Annotated in this window: 19 protein-coding genes; 5 read left to right on the top strand and 14 right to left on the bottom strand. The window is 71.5% G+C overall.

All coding sequences use genetic code 11. From position 1 onward, the window contains the following. Nucleotides 1-5 precede the first annotated feature (5 nt). From metG to AB0F40_RS10280, 4 genes are all read right to left on the bottom strand, one after another. Nucleotides 6-1,727, bottom strand: coding sequence for a methionine--tRNA ligase (gene metG, locus AB0F40_RS10295; RefSeq protein WP_357466333.1), 1,722 nt, complete (start codon nucleotides 1,725-1,727; stop codon nucleotides 6-8). Between the two features lie 103 nt (nucleotides 1,728-1,830). Continuing rightward, nucleotides 1,831-2,487: a nucleotidyl transferase AbiEii/AbiGii toxin family protein gene (locus AB0F40_RS10290; RefSeq protein WP_357466331.1), complete on the bottom strand. Its 657-nt coding sequence runs from the start codon at nucleotides 2,485-2,487 to the stop codon at nucleotides 1,831-1,833. Then, nucleotides 2,487-2,852, bottom strand: a complete 366-nt coding sequence (locus AB0F40_RS10285; RefSeq protein ID WP_357466329.1) for a hypothetical protein — start codon at nucleotides 2,850-2,852, stop codon at nucleotides 2,487-2,489. Before AB0F40_RS10285 ends, AB0F40_RS10290 begins: the two co-directional genes overlap by 1 nt. 122 nt (nucleotides 2,853-2,974) lie before the next feature. Next, complete coding sequence (locus AB0F40_RS10280) at nucleotides 2,975-4,192, bottom strand: PQQ-dependent sugar dehydrogenase (protein ID WP_357466327.1); 1,218 nt, start codon at nucleotides 4,190-4,192, stop codon at nucleotides 2,975-2,977. Nucleotides 4,193-4,329: 137 nt separating this feature from the next. Between AB0F40_RS10280 and AB0F40_RS10275 the strand changes: the two genes are divergently transcribed. Beyond that, a complete protein-coding gene (locus AB0F40_RS10275) occupies nucleotides 4,330-4,926 on the top strand; it encodes an isochorismatase family protein (RefSeq protein WP_357466325.1) in 597 nt (198 codons plus the stop codon). Between the two features lie 3 nt (nucleotides 4,927-4,929). On the opposite strand, the gene AB0F40_RS10270 is transcribed toward AB0F40_RS10275, so the two are convergent. After that, the gene (locus AB0F40_RS10270; protein WP_357466323.1) at nucleotides 4,930-6,711 is read right to left on the bottom strand and encodes a phospholipid carrier-dependent glycosyltransferase; all 1,782 of its coding nucleotides are present in this window, start codon (nucleotides 6,709-6,711) and stop codon (nucleotides 4,930-4,932) included. 33 nt (nucleotides 6,712-6,744) lie between these two features. Here AB0F40_RS10270 and rsmI point away from each other — a divergent pair, with 33 nt between their 5' ends. Next, nucleotides 6,745-7,620: a 16S rRNA (cytidine(1402)-2'-O)-methyltransferase gene (gene rsmI, locus AB0F40_RS10265; RefSeq protein ID WP_357466321.1), complete on the top strand. Its 876-nt coding sequence runs from the start codon at nucleotides 6,745-6,747 to the stop codon at nucleotides 7,618-7,620. A 71-nt stretch (nucleotides 7,621-7,691) separates the two neighbouring features. Here rsmI and AB0F40_RS10260 read toward each other — a convergent pair whose 3' ends face one another. From AB0F40_RS10260 to AB0F40_RS10250, 3 genes are all read right to left on the bottom strand, one after another. Next, a complete protein-coding gene (locus tag AB0F40_RS10260) occupies nucleotides 7,692-9,374 on the bottom strand; it encodes a family 20 glycosylhydrolase (RefSeq protein ID WP_357466319.1) in 1,683 nt (560 codons plus the stop codon). A 49-nt stretch (nucleotides 9,375-9,423) separates the two neighbouring features. Continuing rightward, entirely contained in the window at nucleotides 9,424-11,004 is a 1,581-nt protein-coding gene (locus AB0F40_RS10255; RefSeq protein ID WP_357466317.1) for a hypothetical protein, read from the bottom strand. A 107-nt stretch (nucleotides 11,005-11,111) separates the two neighbouring features. After that, nucleotides 11,112-13,058, bottom strand: coding sequence for a protein kinase (locus AB0F40_RS10250; protein ID WP_357466315.1), 1,947 nt, complete (start codon nucleotides 13,056-13,058; stop codon nucleotides 11,112-11,114). A gap of 176 nt (nucleotides 13,059-13,234) precedes the next feature. Between AB0F40_RS10250 and AB0F40_RS10245 the strand changes: the two genes are divergently transcribed. Next, nucleotides 13,235-15,112, top strand: a complete 1,878-nt coding sequence (locus AB0F40_RS10245; RefSeq protein WP_357466313.1) for a serine/threonine-protein kinase — start codon at nucleotides 13,235-13,237, stop codon at nucleotides 15,110-15,112. A gap of 69 nt (nucleotides 15,113-15,181) precedes the next feature. Beyond that, complete coding sequence (locus AB0F40_RS10240) at nucleotides 15,182-15,976, top strand: hypothetical protein (protein ID WP_357466311.1); 795 nt, start codon at nucleotides 15,182-15,184, stop codon at nucleotides 15,974-15,976. A gap of 58 nt (nucleotides 15,977-16,034) precedes the next feature. Here AB0F40_RS10240 and AB0F40_RS10235 read toward each other — a convergent pair whose 3' ends face one another. Further along, complete coding sequence (locus tag AB0F40_RS10235) at nucleotides 16,035-17,810, bottom strand: cytochrome c biogenesis protein CcdA (RefSeq protein WP_357466309.1); 1,776 nt, start codon at nucleotides 17,808-17,810, stop codon at nucleotides 16,035-16,037. A gap of 185 nt (nucleotides 17,811-17,995) precedes the next feature. Here AB0F40_RS10235 and AB0F40_RS10230 point away from each other — a divergent pair, with 185 nt between their 5' ends. Then, a complete protein-coding gene (locus tag AB0F40_RS10230; RefSeq protein ID WP_357466307.1) occupies nucleotides 17,996-18,676 on the top strand; it encodes a fasciclin domain-containing protein in 681 nt (226 codons plus the stop codon). 197 nt (nucleotides 18,677-18,873) lie between these two features. On the opposite strand, the gene AB0F40_RS10225 is transcribed toward AB0F40_RS10230, so the two are convergent. From AB0F40_RS10225 to AB0F40_RS10205, 5 genes are all read right to left on the bottom strand, one after another. Continuing rightward, on the bottom strand, nucleotides 18,874-19,761 hold the full coding sequence (locus AB0F40_RS10225) for an anti-sigma factor (protein WP_357466305.1): 888 nt from the start codon (nucleotides 19,759-19,761) through the stop codon (nucleotides 18,874-18,876). Further along, a complete protein-coding gene (sigK, locus tag AB0F40_RS10220; protein WP_357466304.1) occupies nucleotides 19,754-20,335 on the bottom strand; it encodes an ECF RNA polymerase sigma factor SigK in 582 nt (193 codons plus the stop codon). Before sigK ends, AB0F40_RS10225 begins: the two co-directional genes overlap by 8 nt. 154 nt (nucleotides 20,336-20,489) lie before the next feature. Next, a complete protein-coding gene (gene manD / locus AB0F40_RS10215) occupies nucleotides 20,490-21,704 on the bottom strand; it encodes a D-mannonate dehydratase ManD (RefSeq protein ID WP_357466302.1) in 1,215 nt (404 codons plus the stop codon). A 219-nt stretch (nucleotides 21,705-21,923) separates the two neighbouring features. Next, nucleotides 21,924-22,790 (bottom strand): endo alpha-1,4 polygalactosaminidase, encoded by an 867-nt coding sequence (locus AB0F40_RS10210; protein WP_357466300.1) that lies wholly within the window; start codon nucleotides 22,788-22,790, stop codon nucleotides 21,924-21,926. A gap of 88 nt (nucleotides 22,791-22,878) precedes the next feature. Further along, a complete protein-coding gene (locus AB0F40_RS10205) occupies nucleotides 22,879-23,532 on the bottom strand; it encodes an NAD(P)H-binding protein (RefSeq protein ID WP_357466298.1) in 654 nt (217 codons plus the stop codon). Between the last annotated feature and the right edge of the window lie 299 nt (nucleotides 23,533-23,831).

The following is a 23,831-nucleotide window of genomic DNA, read 5'->3' as shown; positions in this document are numbered from 1 at the left end:
CCCGGTCAGTCCACCGGCCCGGCGCCGAAACGCTCGCGGAAGCCTTCCAGGTCCTCGTCGCTGATCTTGGCGAACAGCACGGGCGGCACGGAGAAGCTCGCCCCGGCGGGCACGGCGTCGAGCGACGTCGCGGCCTCGGGCGTGATCCAGGTGGCGGTGTCGGCGTCGAGGGCGAACACCCCGCGCAGCGTTGCCGCGCTCGCCGGGATGAACGGCTCGGACACCACCGCGTACAAGTGGATGAGGTTCATCGCGGTGCGCAGCGTCACGGCCGCGGCGTCCTGGTCCGTCTTGACCTGCTTCCAGGGCTCCTTCTCGACCAGGTACGCGTTGCCCGCCGACCAGAGCGCCCGCAGCGCGTTCGTCGCCTTGCGGTACTGGAGGGCCTCCATGTGCTCCTCGAGCTCCACCAGGAGACGAGCGACCTCGGCCCCGAGCTTCTGCTCGGCCTCACCCGGCTCGCCGCCCGCGGGAACCGCCTCGCCGAACCGCTTGGCCGAGAACGTCAGCACCCGGTTCACGAAGTTGCCCAGCGTGTCGGCGAGGTCCTTGTTCACCGTGCCGGCGAAGTGCTCCCAGGTGAACGAGGAGTCGTCGGACTCCGGCGCGTTCGCGATCAGGAAGTACCGCCAGTAGTCGGCAGGCAGAACCTCCAGGGCTGCGTCGGTGAAGACGCCGCGCTGCTGGGACGTCGAGAACTTGCCGCCGTAGTAGGTGAGCCAGCTGAAGCCCTTGACGTAGTCGACCATGGTCCACGGCTCGCGGACGCCGAGCTGCGTGGCCGGGAACATCACCGTGTGGAACGGGACGTTGTCCTTGGCCATGAACTGCGTGTAGCGGACGTCGTCAGCCTCGTACCACCACGACTTCCAGTCCCGCGTCGCACCGTCGACGGCGGCGTCCGCCCACTCCTTGGTGGCGCCGATGTACTCGATCGGAGCGTCGAACCAGACGTAGAAGACCTTGCCGGCCGCCGCGAGCTCCGGCCACGTGTCGGCAGGGACCGGCACGCCCCACTCCAGGTCGCGCGTGATCGCCCGGTCGTGCAGCCCCTCGGCGAGCCACTTGCGCGCGATCGACGTCGACAGCAGCGGCCATTCCTTGCTGTTCTCGTCGATCCACGCCTCGACCTCGCCCTGCAGCTTCGACTGGAGCAGGAACAGGTGCGCCGTCTCGCGCACCTCGATCTCGGTGGAGCCGCTGATCGCCGAGCGCGGGTTGATCAGGTCGGTCGGGTCCAGCACGCGGGTGCAGTTCTCGCACTGGTCGCCGCGCGCCTTGTCGTAGCCGCAGTGCGGGCAGGTGCCCTCGACGTAGCGGTCGGGCAGGAACCGCCCGTCGACCGGTGAGTACACCTGCCGGACGGAACGCTCCTCGATGAACCCGTTCTCCTGCAGGCGCCGCGCGAAGTGCTGCGTGATCTCCGCGTTCTGCGGCGACGAGCTCCGGCCGAAGTAGTCGAACGTCAGGCCGAACCCGTCGTAGATCTCCTTCTGCGTCTCGTACGCCTGGGCGCAGAACTCCGCGACGGGCTGCCCGGCCTTGGCCGCGGCGAGCTCAGCCGGCGTGCCGTGCTCGTCAGTGGCGCAGATGTACAGCACGTCGTGGCCGCGTTGACGCAGGTAGCGCGAATAGACGTCGGCCGGGAGCATCGACCCGACCATGTTCCCCAGGTGCTTGATGCCGTTGATGTACGGAAGCGCACTGGTGACAAGGTGGCGAGCCATCGCTGGATGCTCCAATTCGTAAGGATGGGAATACTTCTCCCCAATCCTAGAGCCCTGGAACCAGCCCATTACGCGCGTGGCTGTGGTGACAGGTCCCGCCGGGTCAGCGGACGACGGCGGGGTCGATCTCGTCGGCCCAGTCGAGGAAGCGGTCGATGATGTCGCGGCGCCAGTGGGCGCCTACCTCGTACGCCTCGAACTCGACGAGCTTCTTGCCCTCTACTGCCCGGAAGCGATCGGCGAGCATCTCTCGGTCGAACGGCAGCGCCTCCTGCCTGTCCCCGATCGCGAGCACCTCGTCCCGCGAGAACCGCCCTGACCGGACCACGGCGTCGATGTCGATGTAGTCGCGGGTCTCCCCACGCGACCAGAGCGCGCTCATCTTTCCGGCGACGGCGTCGCGAACGTCCAGTACGGGTCCGACGTCGAACCGCGCGGGAGCGAACTCGCGGTAGTTCACGCCGATCTGGATCGAGCTCGTCTGCTGTGCCACATCGTCGGTCACGCTGAAGTCCGCGAAGGTCTGACCGATCAAGTTGTCGTGCACGGACATGCCCGCGTGCAGGAACGCCGCGCGCAGCTTGGCGACCGAGATCTCGAAGAGGCTGGACTCATAGACGTTGGTGAACAGGTCGACGTCGGCCGAGGGCCGGTCGCCGATGCCGTTGGTCGAGATCGCGTAGCCGCCGGCCAGCACGAAGCCATAGCTCTCCAGCGCCTCGAGCCCGATCCGGGCGAGGCGCTCATGGAACGGGAGCATCAGGCGACCCGCGCCGCTCTGGAGCGCGCCGCAAGCTCAGGGAACTTCTGCTCCCACGTCTTTCGGCACCTGACCGGCAAGTTCAACGACGGCCAGAGCCTCAGCAGCACCTGCCGATCCAGGAGCTTCACGTGGTCAGGAGCGAACCCAGATCGCACGACCCGCGTATACAGGTTCCAGAGACGATCTGGATCACCGACCTCGTACACCGGGTTCATGCTCGTGTCGATGTGCGGCCCCACCGTGACCACCCCCGACGTCGGCCCCCGCAGGTCGCTCAACGAGTCCGGGGTGGCATACGGGATGTGGTCGGCGTAGACGTAGCCGCGCGGCACCGTCCGGTGCGTGCGAGGTTCTGCGGGCATCCTGTTCACCCCTCCCGGGCTCGAGATGACGATGTGTCGAGCCTACGACGAGGCCCGCTCTCGCCGACCAGGTTATGCACAGCCCTAGTTGTCTGCAACTGTGCGCGGAAGTGGGCCGAGGCTCACTCCCCCGGCGTCAGCCTGACCCGGAGCAGCCGGTCGTCGACCGGCCGGCCGTCCTCCGTCATCGGCTGCCCACGACCGTCCGTGTTGTTCGTGAGCACGTACAGCTCGCCGTCGGACGCCGCGTGGACCGCCCTGAGCCGGCCGAGCTCGCCCTCGAGCAGCGCCTGCGGCTCGCCGAACCCCGGGCTCTCCCCGTCCGCCACGGCCGACGGCTCCCCGAGCAGCGGCACGCGCCACAGCCGCTCCCCGCGGAGGGACGCGAGGTACACCGCTTCCTCGGTGACGGCGATGCCCGACGGCGAGGCCTCCGACGTCGGCCACCATGCGACCGGGTCCGTGAACCCGTCCTGATCGTCCGCACCCTCGCCAGGGCCCTCGACCTCCGGCCAGCCGTAGTTGCCGCCGGGCTCGATCACGTTGAGCTCGTCGAGCTGGTCCTGCCCGAACTCGCTGGCGAACATCCGTCCGCTCGGGTCCCAGCCCAGGCCCTGGACGTTGCGGTGTCCCATCGACCACACCGGCGAGCCGGGGTCGGGGTTGCCGGGCGCAGGCTCGCCGTCGGGCGTGACACGCAGGATCTTCCCGCCCAGCGAATCCGGGTCCTGCGCGTTGGCGGGATCGCCGGCGTCGCCGGTGGCGACGTACAGGTGTCCGTCCGGCCCGAGCGCGATCCGGCCCCCGTTGTGGTTCGACGACTTCGGGATGCCGTCCAGGACGGTCGTGAGGTCGCCCAGCGTCATGCTGTCGAGGTCCAGCTCCGCACGCAGCACGGCGTTGTCCTGCTCCCCCGTGCGGTACAGGAAGACGGTGAACAGCGGCCCGGCGTCCTCCGGGTCCACGGCCACCCCCAGGAGCCCGCCCTCGCCGTCGGCCACCGTCTGCTCGGCGAGCTGCTGCGAACCGGCACCGGCCACCGGCTCGACGTCGCCGCTCGGGTGCACCACGGCGAGCGTCACGTCGTCCCGGAGGGTGACGAGAAACCGGTCGTCGGGGAGCGGCGCCAGGCCCCACGGGACCGGGAGCTCCTCGGCGACCACCTCGACGTCGGCCGTGACCGGCCCGTCCCATGGATCGTCGCCCGACGCCGCCGCGCTCACCGAGGTGGTGGGGCTCGGCGACGCGACGCCGGGTTCGGGCGAACCGGTGCACCCCGCGACCAGCAGGACCACTCCGACCCCCACGCCAGCAAGGCTCCGCCGATAGATGTCGTCCACACCCCCATCCAAGCACCGCACGGCCCCGAGTGGTCGGCAAATGGTCAGGAGATCGGCATTCCGAGTTACCGATCATGTGACGAACTACCGACCACACGTGGCTGCCTCGCAGCCCAACACAGTGGCAGAGTGGGGGCATGAGTACTCCGGAGGCCGATGGCGGGCGGCGGGCCCTCGTCGTCGTCGACGTGCAGCCGACGTTCTGTGAGGGAGGCGAGCTCGCCACCCTCGGCGCCAACGAGATAGCGCACCGCGTGGCCGCGTACGCGGCGGCCCACCGCGACCGGTACGCCACGGTGCTGACCACGCAGGACTGGCACATCGACCCGGGCGACCACTTCAGCGAGAACCCGGACTTCGTCGACTCGTGGCCGCCGCACGGCGTCGCCGGGACACCCAACGCCGAGCTGCACCCCGCGCTGGCCGACCTCGCCCCCGACGCCCGGCTGAAGAAGGGCCAGTACTCGCACGGATACTCCGGCTTCGACGGCGCGGACGAGCACGGCCGCAGCCTCGCGACCATCCTGGCGGACGCCGGGGTCACCGGCGTCGACGTCGTCGGGCTCGTCGAGTCCCACTGCGTGAAGCACACGGCGCTCGACGCCCGCCGCGCGGGCCTGTCCGCCCGCGTGCTGACCGACCTGACGATCCCCGTGTCACCGCAGCAGGGCGCCACAGCTGAGCAGGAGCTGAGGGCCGCCGGCGTGGAGCTTCGCGACTCCACGACCCTCTGATCGTCAGATCCAGCTCGGGAACAGCATCAGTCGTTGCCAATACTCGTACGGCACCGGCATCGCCGTCCAGATCGGGTAGTAGAGCACGCTCACGCCCACGATCAGCAGCACCAGCACGCCCGCCAGCCAGCCCACGATGCGCCGGTCCCCGCTCCTGCGCGACGTCCGTTCGATCCCGACGGCCAGCAGGTACACGAGCGCCAGGATCACGAACGGCGTGAACACGATCGTGTAGAACGTGAAGATGGTCCGGTCCGCCAGTGGCCAGGAGTACTGGAACCACGGCAGCCAGCCGGCCGCGATCCCCGTCAGGGCGGCGGCTCCCCGCCAGTCCCGGAACCGGATCGCGAGCACCAGCACCACGGGGATCGCCAGCGCGCCGAGCCACCACAGCAGCGGATTGCCGAGCGACGTCACGGCGGTCGCGCAGTCACCGGCGGCGCCGGCGGGGCACGGCCCCTCGCCGGGGGCGTACTTGTCCCAGTAGAACGACGTCGGCCGCCACTGCACGATCCACCCCAGCGGGTGCGACGCGTAGTTGTGGTCCGAGTCCAGGCCCGTGTGGAAGTCCCACATCATGCGGTGGTACTCCCACAGCGACCGCCCGGCCTCCCACGCACCCTGCGCCCAGCCCCAGTCGGGCCACCAGCCCGGCGGGGCCACACCGTTCACGACCGCCCAGTCCCGCAGGTACGACTTGGGATGCGCGAACCAGGCCGACCACGACGCGATGTAGACGGCGGCCACGGTGGGCAGCATGATCAGGGCCGCCGGGACGGCGTCGACCACCAGGGCGTCCTCCCACCAGCGCTCGACGCCGGCGGTGCGGCGTGCCGTCATGTCCCAGACGACCGTGAGCAGGCAGAACGCCGCGACGAAGTACAGGCCCGACCACTTGACGCCGCACGCGAGACCCAGCGACACCGCCGCCGCGAGCCGCCACCAGCGGAAGCCGAGGCGCGGCCCGTACTTCCCGATCGCCCCGCCCGCCTCGACGATCTGCGCCACCCGGTCCGCGAGCCGCCGTCGGGCCCACTCCCGGTCCAGCACCAGGCAGCCGAACGCCACGAGGACCCAGAACATGAGGAACTGGTCCAGCAACCCGGTGCGCGAGTGCACGATCGCCTCGCCGTCGACCGCGAGCAGCAGACCGGCGACGAGTCCCAGCAGCGTGGACGAGAACAGCCGACGCGCGATCCGGACGAGGAGCAGCACGGCGAGAACACCGATCACAGCGCTCGCGATGCGCCACGCCATCGGGTTCTCGGCCCCGCCCATGAGGCGCATCCCGATCGCGATCATCCACTTGCCGACCGGCGGGTGGACCACGTACTCGGCCTCGTCGGTCTTGTACGAGCTGACGTCGCCGGCCTCGAAGGCCGCGTTGGGCTCGTCGGGCCAGGCCGCCTCGAAGCCGAGGCTGGCCAGCGACCAGCCCTCCTTGACGTAGTACGTCTCGTCGAAGACCAGCCTGCCCGGGCGACCCAGCTCCCACAGCCGCGCGCCCGCGGCGATCGCCGTCACGAGGAGCGCGCCGAACAGGCCCCAGAACCGGTCCGAGGCCCTCCGTCCGAGGGCGAGGCGGCGCTCGCCCAGCAGGTCGCGCAGGAGGCGGTCGCGCACGGGAGGCTCAGGCCGCTGAGGCCGTCCGACGGCGGGGAGAGACCCGGTGGGCGTCATCCGACCGCCCACCGCCTCCCGGCGCACGTGCGCGCCATACGTTCCGGGCAGAGCCTGCTGCGCTGCGGCGAAATGCGCTCCTGTGGCGTCAGGCTGCTGAGACACCGGGCCAGCATAGAGCGTGGGACCCTGTGGTTCATGACCGACCCGTCCCCGGTTCCCGGGCCCGTGCCCGAGGCCGGCTCCCTCGTCCTGGCCGCCACCCCGATCGGCAACACGGAGGACGCCTCGCCCCGGCTGATCCGCCTGCTGGCCGACGCCGACGTCGTGGCCGCGGAGGACACCCGCCGGCTCCACGGTCTGGCCGGGCGGCTGGGCGTCGAGGTGCGCGGCAAGGTCACCAGCTATCACGAGCACAACGAGACGGCACGGGCGGACGAGCTGCTCGACGTCGTCGCCGGCGGCGGCACCGTGGTGGTCGTGACCGACGCGGGGATGCCGTCCGTCTCCGACCCGGGGTACCGGATCGTCGAGCGTGCCATCGAACGCGACCTGCGGGTCACCGCGGCGCCCGGACCGAGCGCGGTGCTGACCGCGCTGGCGCTCTCCGGCCTGCCGACCGACCGGTTCACGTTCGAGGGCTTTCTGCCCCGCAAGGCCGGCGACCGCGCCCGGACGCTCTCCGCGCTCGCCGCCGAGCCTCGCACGATGGTGTTCTTCGAGGCGCCGCACCGGATCGCGGAGACGCTGGGCGCCATGGCGACCGCGTTCGGGGAGAACCGGCCGGCCGCCGTCGCGCGCGAGCTCACCAAGACCTACGAGGAGGTGCTGCGCGGTCCGCTCGCGGACCTCGCCGAGCGGGCGGCCGCTGCGCAGCTCCGCGGCGAGATCTGCGTCGTGGTGAGCGGGGCGCCTCCGGTGCAGGCCAGCGTGGACGACGTCGTCGGCGAGGTCCTGGACCGGGTAGCCCAGGGCGAGCGGCTCAAGGCCGCGGTCGCGGAGGTGGCGGAGGCAGCGGGCGTCCCGAAACGCGACCTGTACGCGGCGGCCCTGGCCGCCCGCCCCGCGAAGTAGCCCGTTGAGTGCTGGCTATTTGTTGAATTCGAGCTGTTTTCTCAACAAATAGCCAGCACTCAACGAAAGGGTTACCAGTCGATCTGCGGGGTCGGGTGATAGCTGGCGCCGTCGCGACGCCAGGTGGCCGCCTCCGTCGCCACCCGGGTCCGGAACGACTCCCAGTCCTTGGTCCCCGGGCGCGACCAGGCGGTCTCCGCCACCGCGGCGAGCCGGGGCAGCAGCATCGAGAAGAGGTCGTCGCGGTTCAGCAGGGTCTCGGTCCAGACCGCTGCCGAGACGCCCTCGATCGCCGACTCGGGCAGCCCCTCGATGAGGGTCGCCGGGTCCCAGTCGTAGGAGTCGTGCAGCTCGACAAAAGCCGCCCACTGCTGGCCCAGCGGGTGCTCGGGCGTGTACTTCATGTCGAGGTAGGCCCGCGTGGCCGGCGACATCACGAACTTCGCGCCCGCCCGCGCGGCACGCAGGAACGGTGCGGGATCCGGCCGGGTGTCCCAGTACTGCAGGACGGTGCCGGGCCGGACGAGCACGGGCGCGTCGCCCTCCGCGGCCCCGACGGCCTTGTCGGGAGCCGTCCCGTCGGACGCCGCGGCCCCGCCCGTCAGCGCCGCCACCGCCGACTGGTCACCGTGCGCGGAACCCGCCGCCTCCTGCCACCCGACGGGCGTCTTGCCCGCACCCGTGACGATCTCCTGGCACAGCGTGATGAACCGGCCGAACTCCTCGGGCTGCATGGTGAGCACCTCGTCGGCGCCGAAGTGCACCCACGGCCCGAGCGTCATGCGCGCGACGTCGGTGAACACGTCCCGCAGGAACGGCTCGGTGCTGGGCAGGTCGATGTGCAGCTTCGAGAAGCCGACCTCGATACCGTCGTAGGTGTCGGTGGCCTCGCCCGACGGCGTGAGCTCGCCGTAGGCGTGGGTCGCCGCGTTGACGTGCCCGGGGACGTCGATCTCCGGCACGATCACGATCTCCCGCTCGGCCGCGTACTCCTGCAGCTCGCGGTACTCGCCGGCGCTGAGGAACCCGCCGGTCGCGCCCTCCACCGCACCCTGCGACGACTTCCCGGTCAGCGCCGGCCGGGACGGGATCTCCAGCCGCCAGCCCTGGTCGTCGCTCAGGTGCAGGTGCAGGCGGTTCATCTTGTACGAACCCACCAGGTCGACCACGGCCCGCAGGTCCGGCGGCCCGAACCAGTGGCGCACCACGTCGAGCGAGAGCCCGCGCCACGGGTACCTCGGCTCGTCCCGCACGACGACGGCGCCCACCTCGAGCGGTCCGCTCGCCTCCCCGCGGCCCGCCTGCTCGTCGTGCCCGCCGGGCTCATCCCGGTCCAGCAGGACCGCACCACGGCGGCCCGCGTTGAGCAGCTGCCGGAGCGTCCGCACGCCGTGCAGCAGCCCGGCCCGCTCGGGCGCCGCGACGGTCACCCCGTCGTCGGCGGCGACGGTGAGCGTGTACCGCTCGGGGCTCCGGGAACCGGCGGGGCCTGCTGTGGGATCCAGGGTCAGGACGACCGGCGCCGCGGGGGCGTTCCCGTCGCGGCGAGAGCCGGCATCGGGGCCATCAGCCGCTGGCAGCACGGCTGCTCCGGCGGCGGCGAGCAGCTCGCCGGCGAGCCGCGCGAGCACACCGTCGGGCGCGTCGACGGTGACGGCTCTGAGGTCCAGCACCCCCTCGGTCCGTTCGAGCTCGACAGGTGCAGGGATGACGGCGTCGGCGACGACGGCCGCGCCGGTGCTCACGGTGCTCACGATTGTTAGGGCCCCTTCGCTCGCGATGGATGCCCGCAGTTTGGCAGGTTCAGCCTGCGGAGACCAGGCCGAGGAGCGGTTCGGTGGGCATGATGCTCGTCGGGTCCGCGGGAACCTCGCTCGGCGCGGACCAGCCCAGGAACGTGTGTGCCGGGAGGTCTCCGGCGACGTCGGCCCAGACGCCGCCCGTCGTGGCCTGGCCGGCAGCCGGGCCCGCCGCCGTGAAGACCACCGCGACCTGTGGCGGAACCTGCAGCGCTTCCCGGTCGACGACGGACGCCGCCGTCGACTGGTGCACCTCCAGCATGACCTGGGGCAGACCCTCACTCGTCGCGATCTCGGCGAGCCGGTCCACCACCGCCTGCAGCTCCGCCACGGGGACGGCGCCCGCGTCCGCGCCGTTGCCTGCGATCCGGAACTCCGGGTGCACCGACAGGCCGACGCCGGGCCGCGAGAGCAGCGGCACGAGGTCGTCGACCTGTGCGACCAGCGGCTGGTTGCCGGGAGCGATGTCGAGCAGCACGAGCTGCCCGGCGTCGCGGATCGCCTCGACCGCCGGCGTGATCGTCTCCAGCGGCTGCTCGGCGACGTAGTCGCCGTCCTCGCCCGCCTCCGTGGACCGCAGGCTCGCCAGCACCGTGACCAGTGGCGTGCCCCCCAGGACCTCACCGTTGATCGAGGCGGCGTCCACGGCACGGGCGGCGTCGGCGGCCGGGTCGGTCTCGCCGGCCGGCACCGCGTACGACGTCGACACGTACCGGCCGGGGAACAGCCGCAGCGAGCCGTTCGGCAGGGTCGCGCCCGACGTCGCCACGCCCACCTGCCAGCCCAGGGCGTCGGCCGAGCCGAACCCGCCGCCGATCCCCACCACGCCGAGCGGCTTGAGGGTGCGGATCGTCTCGACGGTCTCCGGGCTGCCGGCGACGCTGCCGCCCGGCACCTCGACGGGGACGGCACCCGCGGCGAGGGCGGTACCGATCGCCGCCTCCTGCCCCAGCTTCGGGTCCACTGCCACGAGGACCTCCTGCAGCAGGACCGGATCGGCGACGTCGGGGATGTCCGCGCGCAGGCCGTCGACGGAGGTGGCGTCGAGGCGGTCGGCGGTCGGCATCTCGACCTTGGCCTCGCCCTTCTTCTTGTCGCCGCCGGAGGCGGCGCGGCCCGCCGAGGCCGCTGCCTCGGCGGCCGCGCTCAGCGCGCCCGGGTCGAAGCCGACCACGTCGGCGTCGCCCGTGGCGGCCCCTGCCTCCGCGACCGCCTCGTCGTCGCCGATGACGACGACGCTGCTCACGCCGAGCCGCGAGAGCTCGGCGACGACGTTGCTGTCCGAGACGCCACCGTCGGTGAGCAGCACGGGGGCGGTAACCGCGGCTCCGGTGGCCGCGGCCGTCGAGCGCGCGTCGTCGTCGTCGGCCGAGGCGAGCACGGCGACCGGGGAGGCGTGGAAGAACGCCTGGCTCGCGGTCAGGGCGAGCTCAGCGGGGTCGGTCGAGTCGAGCACCAGTGCCGGCCCTGCCGGTTCACGGACCTGGAAGTTCTCCCCCGTCCTGCCGTCGACGCCCTCGGCGGTCGGCACCGTACAACCGGCGAGGACCAGGGCGGCCGCCGTGAGCAGAGCCGCGGCGGACATAGGACGATGGTGTGGGACGAATCGGGCGTTCCGGATAGCCACGTGCGACATTGTCTCCCACTCGGCGACCAAGTGGAAACCCGCGCCGCCGTCGGTCAGCGCCACGGTCAGCGCTTGGGCAGCGCAGCCGCCACGGAACGCGCCACCTCCTCCGTGACCTCGCACAGCTCGTCGGTGCCGGACTCGCCGTCGTCCGTCACGTGCACCCGGACGAGCTCGGCGACCTGACCGTCGCCGTCGGGACTCTTGCCCTGGTTTCCGACCACGCTGACCAGGCAGCCCTCCTCCCATCGGTCGCCCTGGAGGAACACCGGGTGCCCGGAGTAGGTCACCCGCTCGCCCTCGTCGGACCCGAGCGGCTCCGTCCGCTGGAAGAAGATGCGCACCTCGCGACTGTCGTCGCCGTCCCACAGGCAGTCCCACGCGCCGTACGCCGACCGGCTGGACGGCAGGTCGTCCACGGTGAGGGCAGCGCGGAGCGCGTCGGACCCCGGCAGGGCACAGGCGTCGAGGCGGATGAACGAGCCGGACGGCGCGGCGGCACGGCTCGGGATCTTCTCGGCGCTGATCAGCGCGGCGGCACGCCGGGCGGCGGACTCCGCCATGCCGCACAGGTCGGAATCGCCGTCCCGCTGCATGGCGTCGACAGCCACCCAGTAGTCGTCGGCGACGAGGTCCCGGTCGCAGGACTCCGGCAGCTCGTGGTCGTCCCGGTAGACGCGAAGGCCGTTCAGCGTGCCCTGATCGCCCGAGAGGTCCTCGCCGCCGCGGTAGAGGGTGAGCTTGACGGCCGATTCCGTGCCGTTGCCCGTGACGACCACCTCGCACTGGTTGAAGACGTCGTTGTCGCTGTCGAGGCGTGTGCCGCCGAACGCACGAAGCGTCCCTGTACCGAGCAGCCCACAGGGATCTGCGGACTTCTCCGCGCCCGTGAACGCGCGCTGGGTCAGCGCGACCCGCGTCTCCGCGGCCGACGCAGGCTCGGCCTTCTCCGTCGTCCTCGGCTCGGTCGCCTGTGGCTCGGGAGCTGGGGTCGCCCTTGGCTCGGAGACCTTCTTCGCGGACGGCTCCGGGGATGCCTTCGGCGGGCTTGTCCGGGACGCGGCGCCAAGCGGTGATGCGCTGGGCGACGACGCGGCGTCGGGCTGCCCGTCGGCGAGGAACGGTGCCGTCACGACCCCTGCGACGACCAGCACCAGCGCGATCGCCCCGGCGACCAGGATGCGGAGCCGGTGCTGGGACGCCGGCGCAGGCCCCGGGCCGTGCCCACCGGCGATCAGGCGCAGCTCGTCCCGCGCGGCGGTCAGCCCCGGCCGCTCCCTCGGGTTCCCGCTCAGCATCCGGGCGAGCACGGCGGTCATGTCCCCGGCCCGCCTGGACGACCGCACCTTCTCGGTGCTGGTCCGCACGATGAGCTCGGTGACGCTGCCGGCGCCCCACGGCGTGGTGCCCTCTGTCGCGTGGAACAGCGTGGCGCCGAGCGCGAAGACCTCGCTCGCCGCCGTAAAGGGCCGTCCGGGGTCCAGCGCCTCCGGTGCGACGAAGCCCGGCGTCCCGGCTATCGCGTCCGCGCTGGTCAGGGTCGTCGCACTGTGCTTGCTGCGGGCGAGGCCGAAGTCGACGAGCTTGGCGACCCCGTCCTCGGTGATCAGCACGTTGGAGGGCTTGACGTCGCGGTGCAGGATCCCCTCGGCGTGCGCCGCCGCGAGCCCGTCGGCGAGCTGTGCGCCGTACCGCGCCGCGTCCAGGGCGGACACCCTGCCGCAGTCGGCCAGGGCAGTCCCGGAGAGCAGCTCCATGACGATCCAGCGGGAGTCGCCGTCGCGCACGACGTCGTGCACCCGCACCACGTTCGGATGCCTGATCCGGGCCAGCTTCTCCGCCTCTGCCTCCAGCCGCCGGTCGCCCTCCACGTCGATCGCGTGGGCCCGCTTGAGGGCGACCCGCTGCTCGAAGACGTTGAGGTCGGAGGCTTCCCAGACCTCCCCCTGCCCGCCCGCACCGAGCCGGCGTTCCAGCCGGTAACGCTCCCCGACGACGTCCCCTGCGTTCACGGACCAGCTCCGCTCGTCGTTGCCCGGACAGATGTCAGCGACAGGTATACCGGAGAACCCGACCGGGAGGGGTCCCGCGAGGGACGTGCTCCCCCTGTCCTCCCAGATCACAGTGCACTAGCGTCGGTCCAGCACAACGCTTTGACGGAAGACGTCGACAGGGAGAGAGCGACAGGGTGCACACCGGGCAGATCGTTGGCGGCCGCTACCGCTTGGAGGAGACGCTTGGGACCGGCGGGCACGGGGAGGTCTGGCGCGCCGCCGACCTGAACGTGCACGAGCGTCCGGTGGCGATCAAGCGCACACGGTACGAGGGCGACGAGGACGGCGCCGAACGGGTCCGCCGCGAGGCCAAGTACCTCGCGCGCATCACTCACCCGCACGTGGTCGCCGTGCACGACGTGGTCGACGACGGCGGTGACGTGTGGGTGGTCATGGAGTACGTGGCCGGCCGACCGCTCTCCCGGTCCGAGCGGGTGCCGGTCGAGCAGGCCGCCCGCTACGGCGCCCAGCTCGCGGGCGGGCTCGAGGCGGTGCATGCGCACCGGATCCTGCACCGGGACGTCAAACCGGCCAACGTGCTCGTGACGGACGACGGGTTCGCGAAGATCGCCGACTTCGGCATCTCCCGGCCGGTGCACGACGACGAGACGGTCACGGCCACCGGAGCGCTCACCGGGACGCCGGGCTACCTGGCGCCCGAGGTGGCCAAGGGCGGGCGGTTCACCGAGGCCGCCGACGTCTGGTCGCTCGGCGCCACCCTCTACTACTTGCTCGAGGGCACCACGCCGTTCGGCGAGGACAACCCGCACGCCCTGCTGTGGAAGACGGTCTCCGAGGAGGTCAGGCCGCCCAAGCGGGCAGGCAGCATGGCACCGGTCGTGCTGCGCATGCTGGCCAGGAAGCCGGCCGACCGGCCGCGCCTGAAGCAGGTACGCCAGGAGCTGGCCACCCTGGCCGGCGACCCGGCGGCCGGCGTCGGACCGGAGCCGACCAGGTCGTTCCGACCGCTGAGAGCGCTCCGCCGTCCTGGGCATGCCCTCACGACGGCCGGTGTCGCCGTCGTGCTGGTGGCCGTCCTCTCCCTGGTCGCCTGGTCCGCCCTGGACCGCGGGCAGGCACAGGGCGACGAGCTGCCCGTGGCCGGAGCGAGCGCGGACGGCGACAGCTCCACCAACCGGCGCGCGGACGGCGGAAAGGTCGGCATCATCGGCGACCCCGCGACCGCCGACCCGTGCGCACTCCTCGACGAGGAGGCGCTCGGCGCCTTCGGCCTGACCCGGCTCGACACCGACAACGGCGAGCTCAACCGCTGCGACATCTACGTGACGCACGACGGCGGCGGCGTCGCCGAGGTCAGCGTCAAGATCTGGCACAACTCGGAGGAACCCACCGAGCCGAACCGCCAGGTCGGCAAGGTCACCGTGGTGGACGACGAGAGCGACCTGCCCGACGAGTGCTCCCGCGAGCTCTTCCTGCCCGGCGGCGACTACAACCTCTCGCTCGACGCCGAGCTGCAGAGCGGCGAGGTCGACGACCTGTGCGCGCTCGCCGACTCGACCCTCAACCACGCCACCGGAGTGCTCAACGACGGCCTGGTCCCCCGCCGCGAGCGGACGCCCGACCCGAGCTCGCTCTACACGCAGAGCGCCTGCGACCTGCTGGCCGGGGAACCGCTCGAGCGCCTGCCCGGCGTCGACGCGACCCATCCCCTGGTCGGGTTCGCCGAGTGGGACTGCACCTGGTACGCGGAGGACGGCAAGGAGCTGCGGGCACTGTTCCAGCACCACGAGCCGTTCACGGCGGACGACGGCGAGCACTTCCTCTTCAGCGGGCACGAGACGGTCGACGAGGGCGACTCGTGGTCCAGCGCGTCCTGCCTGGTGTCCGTCGTCAACCGGGAGGCGCCCAGCGTCCACGGGGACGGTACGACCGTCGCGGAGCTGGTCCGGCTCGAGCTCAGGGCCGGTGGCGACGAGTCGGTCGACGAGCTCTGCGACCTCCTCGTCGACATCGCCGAGCCGGTGGCCGCAGCCCTCCCGGCGGTGTCCTGACCGGACGACGTCGGGAGGGGTCCCCCAGGTGGCGTGCCACGCTCGCAATCTGAACTCTTGGAGGTCGCCATGACGGTTGTCCCACAGACGGAGGGCACGGAACCGCTCTCCGCCAACCATGCGAGCCTGGCCTTCGGCGTGCCGACGTCGGAGCCGGGCACCATCTACGCCTTGTCCGTGTCGGGCGGGATCCGGCTCAGTGCGCGCGAGCAGCGCTCGGTGGTGTTCGGGCGCAACCGGCCAGACGTCCACGTGTGCGTCGGCGAGGACGACCTGCGGATCAGCCGCAACCAAGGCAGCGTCACGTTCCGGGAGGGCCAGTGGTGGCTCGCCAACACCGGTCACCGGGCACTCGAGCTTCCCCGGTCGATGACGCTCTTCCCCGAGGACGAGCCGTTCCCGGTCGAGGAGGGCTACACGCCCGTCTTCGTGAACGGCACGGCACGCCGCAGGCACCTGCTCGAGCTGTATGTCGCCGGCGAGGACGGGCAGCTGCCCCGCCCGGCGCACGACGCCGCGACGCTCCGGGACAAGCCGTGGAAGCTCCGTGCCGACGAGCGGCTGGCCCTCATCTCGCTCGCGCAGAAGTACCTGCTGCACGACGTCCACCCCCAGCCGTGCACCTGGCTGCAGACGGCCACCGACCTCAACGCGCTGCAGCCCGACGAGTCGTGGGGGGCCAAGCGCGTGGAGCGCCTCATCTCCGGCGTCCGGCGACGGCTCTCCCGGGCGGGCGTGGCCGGGCTGACCCGCGAGGAGGTGGGTGAGCCGGTGGGCAACGCGCTCAACCACAACCTCATCACGGAGCTGCTGCGGACCCGCACCCTGGTGCCGCCGGACGTGCTGCTGCTCGACGACCTCTGACCGTTCCCACGGGGCGGACGGCGTCCGACCGGACCTGGCCGGACACCGTCCCGCGGTGTCAGCCGAAGGTCATGGTGTAGACCTGCACGCCCTCGGGAACGTCGAGCTCCACGAGCCCCTTGGTCGGTTCGCCGCCCTCGAGAAGGGGGTAGAGCCGTGGGTTGCCCGAGACGTCGATGCTCGTGGTGGTCGGCTCTCCGTCGGCGGTCACCGTCGCTTCGACGGTCCCCTCGCCGCCGAGGACCACGAAGACGTCCGCCGACTGGTACGCGAGGCGCACCCGTGCGTCGTCGGACGCAGCCCGCGCGCCCTGGAAGTCGATCTCCCAGGTCCCGCCGAGCGAGAACGTGTCCTGCTGCTGCTCGTCCTCGAGGACGAACTCCTCGCGGCCGGCCGCGTACTCCGGCTCGCCCGCGTAGTTGATGACGCGCTTGATGGAGAAGTACGTCTCCGGCGTGATCGCGTCGTTCGGGGTCGTGTCCTGCACGGTGGTCGGCGCCGGCAGGTCCACCCCGGGGTTGGCGTCCGTGAGGAGCTCTCGGACGAGCTTCTCGGTCTCCTCGTAGCCGCCCTCACCCAGGCGGATGTGCCGGACTGTCCCCTCGGCGTCGATCAGGTACTGCGCGGGCCAGTACCGGTTCCGGTACGCCGTCCATGTGGCGTAGGAGTTGTCCTGCGCGATCGGGTACGTCACGTCGAGGTTCTCGGCTCCGGCGATGACGTTGCGCGTCTCGCGCTCGAAGGCGAACTCGGGCGTGTGCACGCCGATCACCTCGAACCCCTCGCCGACGTCGCGGTACCGGTCGTACCAGGCGTTGACGTGCGGGATCGCGCGCTGGCAGTTGATGCACGAGTAGGTCCAGAAGTCGACGAGGACCACCTCGCCGCGCAGCGCCTCGAGCGTCAGCGCCTCACCGTCCGGTGTGTTGAGCCAGGTCTCGATGCCGCGGATCTCCGGTGCCGTGCCACAGTCCTCGAGCACCGGCGCACCGTTCGAGCAGTTGGACAGCTCACGGTTCTCGTCGGTGACGAGCCCGCCGAGGTCGAGCGCCTCGCGCACCACCTCAGAGGAGTCGACACGCTCCTGGAGCGCACCGGTGTAGTCGGGGAGCTGCCGCTGGATCGCCGCGGGAAGGTTGAACGCGAGGGCGATGGCCAGCAGGATGACGACGATGCCGCCACCGGTGCGGATGGCCTTGGTGTGGCGCTGGAAGGCCTGGACCCGCTCGGCGATGCGCCGTCCGGCCAGGGCGAACAGCAGGAGCGGCAGGGCAGCACCGACGGCGAACGACACCGTCAGGGCGACCGTCCCCGAACCGATGTTGCCCGTGGCGCCCGCGACCGTGATCGCGGCGAGGACGGGTCCGGCACACGGCACGTAGAGCACGCCGAGGCCCAGGCCCAGGACGAAGGCCCCTCGGTCCTGCCGGGCCGCGCCGCGCTTCGCCCCGAACGCGGCGATGCGCTGGAACGGGCGTTCCAGGATGGTCTCGAACCGGGGCACGATCATGCCGATGCCCAGCAGTACGAGCAGCGTGATGCCTGCCCAGCGCAGCAGGTCCTGCGGCAGGCCGAGGACCGAGAGCAGCACAGAGCCGAGCAGCGTGAAGACGCTGAAGCTGAGAACCAGTCCCACGATGACGATGTAGGGGCGCAGCGAGCGCCGGGTACGCACCGCGGTTGCCGTGCCACCGGCGCCCGCGCCGGTGGTACCCGGCGTCCGAGCACCCTGCACACCGCCCGCGAAGAAGATCACGGGCAGCATCGGCAGGATGCACGGGGATATCCCGGTGATGAGGCCTCCCAGGAGGCCGATGACGATGAGGGTTCCCATGTGGCGAGTTCGGCGCAAGGACCGTTCCGGATGGGTACGGCGGGCACTCGGGGCGGCGTGCGACGGGCGATCCGGGCGGTCGGAGAACTCGTGCCGTCCGACGCCCATCCGGGCGGCGTTCGGCTCCGAACCAGGGTCAAGACGGCCCGTGAGACGCGGGACGACGACATACCGAGGAGAGACCGATGAACGTTCGAACCCGCAAGTCCTACGCAGCCGCCGGCATCGCCGCCCTGACCGTGTTCGGCCTCGCAGCCTGCAGCTCGGGGGACGAGCCGACTGGTGAGAGCGAGACCGCTGCGACCGAGGAAGCCCCAGCGCCCGAGGAGGAGCCTTCGGATGAGATGTCCGAGGACATGGCTATGGACCCGGCCGCGAACCTGGTCGGCCCGGGCTGCGCCGACTACGCCGAGCAGGTGCCGGACGGCCCCGGCTCGGTCACCGGAATGTCCACCGACCCGGTGGCGGTCGCGGCATCCAACAACCCGCTGCTCACGACGCTGGTCTCGGCCGTGAGCGGCGAGGTCAACCCCGACGTGAACCTGGTCGACACGCTCAACGGTGACGAGTTCACCGTGTTCGCCCCGGTGGACGACGCCTTCAAGGCGATCGACGCCGAGACGATGGAGACCCTGTCGACGGACAGCGAGATGCTGACCGAGATCCTCACCTACCACGTGGTGCCCGGCCAGCTCACCCCCGACCAGGTGGTCGGCGAGCAGACCACCGTCCAGGGCGAGACCCTCGAGGTCACCGGCAGCGGCGACGAGCTCATGGTGAACGACGCCAACGTGATCTGTGGTGGCGTCATGACCCAGAACGCGACCGTCTACCTCGTCGACTCGGTGCTCATGCCCAAGATGTGACCCTGTCGCATCCCGCCGTCAGCCGGCGCTGAACGCCCAACGGCCCGTCCCGACCTCCTGGTCGGGACGGGCCGTTGGTCATGCTGTGTGGGAGGTGGCCGACAGGTCCGTCACGAACATGACCTGAGGTACCGATCCGGGGCGGATTCGGTACCTCAGGTCATGTTCGGCCGGAGCAGGCGCGGAGCAGCGCGGCGTCAGGCGCCCAGGACTACTATCGGGTCGGTGGTCGGCTGCTCCGAGCCGGACTCCGGTTCGACCGACACGGCCATCCCGATGCCGTCGACGCCCTGGACCAGCGAGGACGTCTCGCCGTCCTGGAGCGACAGGAGGCCGGCCGAGGAGACGCTGCCGTCGGCCGCGACGACCCAGAGCTGGTAGGCCTTGCCCTCGGCGGGCTCGGGCAGGTCGTCGGCGCGGAAGAGCATGTCGCCGTCGGCGACCAGCACGGACGCCGCGCCACCGCCCTCGACGGAGCCGCGCAGGATGGACGCGTCGGGGTCCACGAGCATCTCGGACACGATCTCGCTCTGCTCGCGCAGCCGGTCGCGGTCTGCCGTGACCTGCACGGCGATCGTCGTCGGGACGGCGATCGCCGCCGCTGCGGCCACCGCGGTGGCCGCGACACCCCAGCGGCGCGCTCGGCGACGGGCCGAGAGGTCGACGACGTCGGCGCGGCCCGCCGTCGGACCGGGATCGGAAGGCGCGGCCGTGCCCGACCCGTCGTCGCCGCCCCCGGGGACGGGCGCCGGGACGGGCGTCGGGACGGGCGTCGGGACGGGCGTCGGGACGGCGGCCGGGGTCGCGGCAGCCGGGACGCTCGGGCCAGCGACCTGAGGTGTGCGCTGCACGCGCTCCAGGACGCTCGCCCGCAGGTGGGCCGGCGGCGCTGTCTCTACGGCGAACGCCGCGACGACGTCGCGGTACTCGTCGAGCGCCCGGCGCGCGTCGGCGTCGGACTCGAGGAGGCGGTCGACGGCGCGTCGTTCCACGTCGTCGAGAGCGTCCAGCGCGTACCCGGGAAGCAGGTCCCACACGTCGGCGCGCGCGCCGCGGTGCGAGCTGTCGTTCGTGGGATCAGCCATGACGCACCCCCAGGCACTCGCGAAGCCGGTTGAGCCCGTCCCGGATCCTGCTCTTGACGGTCGGGAGCGCGGCGCCGAGCTGCTCGGCGACCTCGCGGTACGTCAGGCCGCCGTAGTACGCGACGACCACGGCCTCACGCTGGGTCGGGGTGAGGCCCTCGATGCAGCGCCGCACGGCCGAGCCCTCGAGGTTGCGCTCGACGTCCTCGACGACGACGTCGCGCGTCGCCTCTCCCGTGCGCAGGTCGGTGTCCCGCTGGTCGCGGTCCCGGCGAGACTGCTCGGAGCGCACGCGATCGACCGCGCGCCGGCGCGCGAGCGTCGCGACCCAGGTACGGGCGGAACCGCGCGTCGCGTCGAATCGTGCTGCTGTCTGCCACACTTCCACCATCACCTCCTGGGTCACTTCTGCCGCATGATCGGGGTCGCGCAGCACGCCGAGGGAAGCACCGTAAGCCACCGGCCCCAGCGCGTCATAGACAGGCGTGAACAACGTCGGGTCGCCCCCGGCGCACGCCGTGAGGAGTGCGTCGACAGCGTCGCGCGACGAGGTCCGGACTGGTGGTGAGGCCACCGCCCCAGTCTGCCCCACGAAAACCTCCGATCGGGTCTGCACACGAGGTTCGGCGCCGACGGGGTCCTGGATGGGTCCCCTGTGCTGTGGGCCCGATCACTGCGGCTACGTGCCCGGTCCGGGCGCACAGATCACGCCCGCGGCGAAGAGTCGGTCACCAGTCGTGGACCGAGCCGTCCCTCAGGCGGTTGACCGGCAGGTAGCCCGGGGCGTACGGGTGGGCGGCCGCGAGCTCCTCGTCCAGCTCGACGCCGATGCCTGGCACCTCGCCCGGGTGCAGGTAGCCGTCCTCGAACGTGTACGCGTGGCGGAAGACCTCGTCGGTGAGGTCGGTGTGCCCGGAGTACTCCTGGATGCCGAAGTTGTGGATCGCCAGGTCGAGGTGCAGAGCCGCGGCCATCCCGACCGGCGAGATGTCCTCCGGGCCGTGGATCGCGCTCTTGATCCCGCGCTGGCCCGCGTAGTCGAACAGCTTCTTCATGGGGCTGACGCCGCCGAAGTGCGTGACGGCCGAGCGCACGTAGTCGATGAGCCGGTCGTCGATGAGCGTCTGGTAGTCGAACACGGTGTTGAACACCTCGCCGATCGCCAGCGGCGTCGTCGTGTGCTGCCGGACCAGGCGCAGCGCCTCCTGGTCCTCCGCGGGCGTGCAGTCCTCCAGCCAGAACAGGTCGTACGGCTCGAGGTCCTTGCCGAGCCGGGCCGCCTCGACCGGGGACAGCCGGTGGTGCGCGTCGTGCAGCAGCGGCAGGTCCGGGCCGAACTCGTTGCGGACCGCCTCGAAGACCCGCGGGATGTACCGCAGGTACGCGGCGGTGTCCCAGTCCTCCACGGCAGGCTGGGCGAGCACGTCGGGTGCGGACCCGTCGGCCGACGTCGTCGTGTGAACGCCGTAGACCGACTGGAGCCCCGGGACCCCGCTCTGGATGCGGATGGCCTGGTAGCCGCGCTCCTGCAGCGCCCGCACGGAGTCGAAGATCTCGGGCAGGCTGGAGCCGTTGGCATGCCCGTAGGCCCGGATGCGGTCCCGGCTGGCGCCGCCGAGCAGCTGGTACAGCGGCAGACCCGCGACCTTCGCCTTGATGTCCCACAGGGCGACGTCGACCGCCGCGATGGCCGCCATGGTCACGGGGCCGCGCCGCCAGTAGGCGCCCCGGTACAGGTACTGCCAGGCGTCCTCGATCCGGTGCGGGTCGCGCCCGATCAGCAGCGGGGCCACGTGGTCCCGCAGGTAGCTGACGACGGCGAGCTCGCGGCCGTTGAGAGTGGCGTCGCCGAGCCCGGTCACACCGTCGTCGGTGGTGATCTGGAGCGTGACGAAGTTACGGCCGGGCGAGGTGACGACGACCTTCGCGTCGACGATCTTCATACGGGGACTTTCTGTCGGCAGGACACGGTCGCAGAGACACTCCCACATCTGCTGGAACCGGACTTGGTCCGACCACCTCACCGACTCGCCGTGGGCCTGCGGCCCTGACCCGCCGTACCGGGTACACCGAGTCAGGGCCGCAGGCCCTCTTCTCACCGCTCGAGCAGCGTCCCGGTCTGCCGGGACGCCATCAGACCGGTCCGACGCCGTGGGCCGGCGCTACGCGCACTGCTCGTAGGCGTACGCCGGATCGCTGGGAGCCACCAGGTTCCGGTCGCGGAGGATCGTCAGCGGCGCACGGTCCGTGCTGTCGCAGACGACGTCGAAGCTCGCCGGCAGGTTGTCGGTGTACTCGATCTGGAGCACGTGCTCGCCGTAGACCCCCGTGTAGGCCGCGCACTCGCTGTACGCGGCGCACTCCTCGGTGACCGCGAAGTCGAACCCGAGCCCACGCGCCGTCGACGTGACCTCGGCCGCGTTCTTCTGCCCGATCGCGAGACCCGACGCGTGCGCGAGGTCGATGTAGGCGCTCGCGAGCGCCAGCGCGTCGTCCTGCTCGATCAGGCCGGTGCTCGGGTCGGTGAACCGGGTCCAGGTGTCGAGGTTGTCGATCTCGACCGCGTCGAAGCCCGCGTTCGCGCACCCGGTGACGACCGGGCCGAGCACGTCGAGGATGCGGTCGCGCTTCGCCGGAGTGGACGGGTCCAGCACGTACTCGTCCGGCCACTCCGGGTCGATGACGAGGTTCCCCGCCGCGTCGTGCAGCAGCAGGTCCTCGTTGGCGCCGAGCCAGAGGTCCGCCTCGCCCGGCTGGGTCTGGAACCCGTTGACGTAACAGATGTTGTAGGCCCCGGCGGCTGGGGTCGCGGTCGCGTCCCGCACGACGACGTCGAGCCCGTCGGCGAGCTCGTAGGCGGCGCCGAGCTGGTAGTCGAAGTGCCCGCTGACGGGCGGGAGCGTCAGGTCGGCGACGGCGACCGACGCGGCGTCCTGACCTGCGTCCTGTTCCTCCGCCCCGGCACTCGGGCCGCCCTGGCAGGCGGTCAGCGTGAGAGCGACGAGTGCGGTGACGATCAGCTGAGGCATCTGCCGATCGTAGGTGGAACCTCACGGAGGCAACGCGCCTGGCCGGCAACTGCTCAGTCCGAGTGAGCGCTCCCGCCCTGCCGACGGATCAGGCCTGGGCCGTGGCGACCGCCTGCGCGATCGGCGTCCGGCCGTTGCCGAACGGGATGGTGCGGCCAACGGTGCTGTCGTCGGCCAGGACCGCTGCGGCCACCGCCGCGACGTCGGCCCGCGAGACGCGGCCGTCGCCAGGATTGACCACCTCGATCAGTCCGGTCGGGTCGTCCATCGTCAGCGGTCCCGGCTGCAGGATCGTGAAGTCCAGCGCTGAGGCACGCAGGTGCTCGTCGGCCGCGGCCTTCGCCTCCGCGTAGGCGAAGAACGAGTTGTCCTCCGGTACACCGTGGTCGGGCTGGGCGCCGAGATACGACACCATGACGTAGCGCGCCACGCCCGCCGTCCGCGCGGCGTCCATCGTGCGGATGGCGGCGTCCCGGTCGACGGCGTATGTCCGCTCCGGGCTCCCGCCCCCCGCGCCGGCCGACCAGACCACCGCGTCCTGCCCTTCCACGACCGTCACGAGCCCGTCGGTGTCGAGGTGCTCGACGTCGGCGATCAGCGGGATCGCCCCCGTGGCCGCTACCTCGTCCTGGTGGTCCGGATTACGGATGACGCTCGTGACGACGTCGCCTCGCTCGACGAGCAGAGGGGCGAGCCGGAGCGCGATCTTGCCGTGGCCACCGATGATCAGAACACGGGACATGGTGCTTCCTTCCGTCGGGTTCGGCTCCAGGCTATGCCGGGTCGCCGTTTCCGTCGGTTCGGGCTCGGCTCGGTGCCGAGCCGCAAGGTACGAGTCCGCCGGTTCTCAGGACCTGCGCCGAGCCGCACGTTGGTCTCGGCGGGCCACCCAACCGCAAGTCGAACGTCGTGGGGGGGCACCGAGCCGCACGTTGAACGTCAGGGGAGGCGCCGAGCCGCAACCTTCGTGTTGATGCGGCAACCGGTGGACTTGTTCCCTTCGGTTCGGTGCGCCGGACCACGTTCAACGTGCGGCTCGCC

This window comes from Promicromonospora sp. NPDC023987, from assembly GCF_040639055.1.
In the GTDB taxonomy this organism is placed as follows: Bacteria; Actinomycetota; Actinomycetes; order Actinomycetales; family Cellulomonadaceae; genus Promicromonospora.
Note: the sequence above shows the minus strand (reverse complement) of the source record. Positions and strands in the feature narration are given on the sequence as shown.